The sequence below is a fragment of the Dermacoccus sp. UBA1591 genome (assembly GCF_002322065.1).
Classification (GTDB): domain Bacteria; phylum Actinomycetota; class Actinomycetes; order Actinomycetales; family Dermatophilaceae; genus Dermacoccus; species Dermacoccus nishinomiyaensis.
This window is the reverse complement of record NZ_DCNR01000109.1, coordinates 5,089-8,240: the sequence shown is the minus strand read 5'-3', so window position 1 is coordinate 8,240 and position 3,152 is coordinate 5,089. Positions and strand designations below refer to the sequence as shown.

Below are 3,152 nucleotides of genomic sequence, written 5' to 3'. Positions count from 1 at the left end.
GGTTTGACGAGGTTGACGCTGCCGATGCCGAACTCCTCGGCGAGCTTCTCGACGGTGGCCCACCCCGTCCACCGGGGTGGCTCCGCCGCGCATCGCGCCTGCGCCTCGGCGCGGATGTCGTCGGCGTCCGCGGCCGGCGGGAATGCTCCCGTGACGGCGTCGACGAAGAGTCCCGACACGTCGTGCGGCGCGAGTTCGGCGTAGAACTTGGCCCCATGGAACTGGCCGGGCCCGATCAGAGCGTCGTTGAGCACGGTGCGTGACACGAGACCGGAGACGGTCGAGTTGAGGCAGGCGGAGGGGATGAGGAAGTCATCACGCGTGCCCCACATCGTCGTGCACGACCCGGTGTCGGCGAGCACGGCGAGCGTCGGATCCAACTGCACCCCCGTGGCTTGCTCGTACTCGGCGAGCGCCGCGACGAGTTCGCGGCTGATCGCGCCCTTGCCCGTCCAGCCGTCGACGAACAGCACCGAAGACGCATCGTGCCGCGCCACGATGTGATCGAGCGCCACCGTGTCGATGCCGCGCCCGCGCACGATCGAGACGGCATAGTGCGACACGTCGAGCCCGCGCGCCTGACGGGCCCAACGCTTCATGAGCACCCCCACGGGAGTGCCGGCCCGGGCGAGGGAGACGAGGACGAGGTCATCGCCGCGCTCTGCGAGCGCGAGCTCGGTGACGGCGGCGACCGCAGCAGCCACCCGGGCCTTCGACATCTCCAGCGCATCACGGAACAGCTGTCCGTAGGCCGCGTCCGGTTGGTACTCGACGGGCAGGCTCTCGGCATAGTGCGCGCCGCCGGACTGGATGGCTTCCTCGCGTTCCTCGGTCGGCGCCTCGAGCGTGACGCCGGACAGATCTTCGAGCAGCCACGTCACCTCCTCGGGCGCGTACGAACCAAACGTCGGGCCGACGAGTTCGCGCGCCGGGGCCGTCGCCGGTTCGGGCAGCCGCGCGACGACGACGCAGTCCGTACTGGCCGCGAGCGCCTCGATGACGCCATCCGGGGCGTGCAGCTGCGGCATCAGGCTCGGCGGGTCGACGCACAGGACGATCGCCCGCCACGGTGTTTCACGTGAAACGTTGTACGTGAAACGCGGGCCGTCACCGTCGGCCGGGTCATCGAAGGCCGGGAACGTCAGCGCGTTGCGGATGGCATAACCGGGGTCGTCCACGGCGAGTACGGGCGAGCGGGTGGTCGTCGAGAACCGCGTGGCGACACCGCGTTCGCGCAGCGCGCATGCCAGACGCAGCGGCGCGTCCATCAGCTCTTCGGTGCCGAGGACGAGCACCTCACCATCGCCGTAGGGCAGAGCCTGTGCGACGACGGTCGCCGCCTCCGGAAGCGTCGCGGTCAGGGGGGCGAGCTGCGCAGGCGTCACCCCGTGACGCCCCGTCAACGGGGTGCGGGGCGGCCACGGCACGTCGACCTCGGTGATGGTTCCCCGGGCAGCATTCGGTGCGGCCGTCGAGACATGGGCGCGCCCCGATGCCCACGCAGCCTTCGACTCGGGCCCCTGCTCCGGGCCGGCATCTCTCAGGACGCTCGCGCGCGACTCCACCTGCTCGACGAGCCGCTGCCCGCGCTCGAGCACGTCGCTCGGCAGGTCGAGGTGACCGGCCGCGAGCGAGACGACGTCGATCTGCACGCCGAGCTCAGCGGCGCGGGTGGCCATCGCCGCGCGATCCTTCGCGTTGCGCATGTCGACGAGCGTCGCGATGACGTAGCGCACGCGCGGCAGGCTCTCGTGCAGCGCGGCGATGGTGTTGAGCACCGTGCGGCCCGTCGACAGTTCGTCGTCGACGAGGACGAGCGGCACGACGCGCCCAGCAGAACGCCGCGCGAAGAAGCCGTCGTCCGAAGGCAGGACGAGGTGGCTGGTGGCGTGCGAGTGCTCCTCCTCGAAGGCGCCGACGGGCGTGAACCCGGCGACGGGGCGTCGCGTCGAATGGATCGCCGGCGCCCGCAGCGCATCCGCGACGCACTGGCCGAGCGCCGTCGCCGTCTCGGCGAACCCCATGACGACGCATGCAGGTGAGTGCTGCAGATCGACGAACGAGTCGACGGCGCAAGTGAATTCATCGACCACCCGCGCGTCGTCAGGAGCCCGGTGAGCCTCGTGCAGCGCCTGTCCTACGCGTGCGAGAGCACCATCGACGACGTCAAGGCCCTGCGCACCCGAGTCGTCGCTTCCCGCGTCACTGCTACCAACCGCCGCTCCTGCGTCGAGAACCCGACGCACCAGCTCGCCGAGCGCCCGGCCACTGCCGCGCACGATCTGCGGGTCGACGGGCACGTGCTTGCCGAGGACGTTCGAGACGAGCAAGTGTGCGCGACGAGGGTTGCGTCGCACCGCGAGCCCGACGAGGTCGTGCAGATCGAGCCCCGGCAGCGCCTGCGTCGTGCGCAGGTCGGCACCGAGGCGTTCGGCGACCCACTCGCCCGGCCACGTCGTCGTCATGGGGTGCTCCTTCGTCATGCCTGCTCACCGGCTGGGTTGCCCGCGCCACGACCCGCGAGGGCCTCGACGTGCGCGAGGAGGAAGTCGACCATGCCCAGACCGGGCCGCGCGACACCGAACAGTTCGGCGCGCGTCATCGTGCGCTCCCCCCACCCCCGATGCGGGCCGGCTTCGTTCATCTTGTTGCCGGCGCTGGAGGCCTGCACCCCACCACCGCTCGCATGCTTGGCGAGGATGTCGACGGCGTCGGCGTGCTCCTCGCTGGAGACGACGCTCAGCGCGTGCACGATGCCGACGTGCTGGGGGTGGATGATCGTCTTGCCCGTGAGCCCGTTCGCCCGATCCAGTGCGAGTTCGCGTACGAGGCCGTCGAGGTTCTCCTCGAGCAACTCCTCACGGATGTCGTCATGCTCGAGCGCACGGAACGGGGTCTCGCGCAGCTGCGGTTTGAACAGGCGGCGCGAGTTGGCGAAGTACTCCCAGACGGGCCCGGAGATCGGAAAGCCGGTGCCGTCGGTGCGGCCGAACACGTTGACGATGTCGTACACCACGTCCGCGACGGGCCCGATGTTGTAGATCGTCAGCTCGCGCGGGCGACGCAGCCCGAGCGCGGCGCCCAGGTCGGTACCACCGATGCGCACGCAGGCGACGACGTCGCGATGGGGTGCGAGCAGCGTCGAGACAGCC

At 70.6% G+C, this 3,152-nt stretch carries 2 protein-coding genes; both read right to left on the bottom strand.

Translation table 11 applies throughout. The features are described from left to right. On the bottom strand, positions 1-2,465 hold a 2,465-nt coding region (locus B2284_RS12060; protein ID WP_286697571.1), incomplete at its 3' end, for a phosphoribosyltransferase domain-containing protein. Positions 2,466-2,479: 14 nt separating this feature from the next. Then, positions 2,480-3,152 (bottom strand): HpcH/HpaI aldolase/citrate lyase family protein (locus B2284_RS12055; RefSeq protein WP_286697570.1); only part of this gene is annotated, 673 nt, incomplete at its 5' end.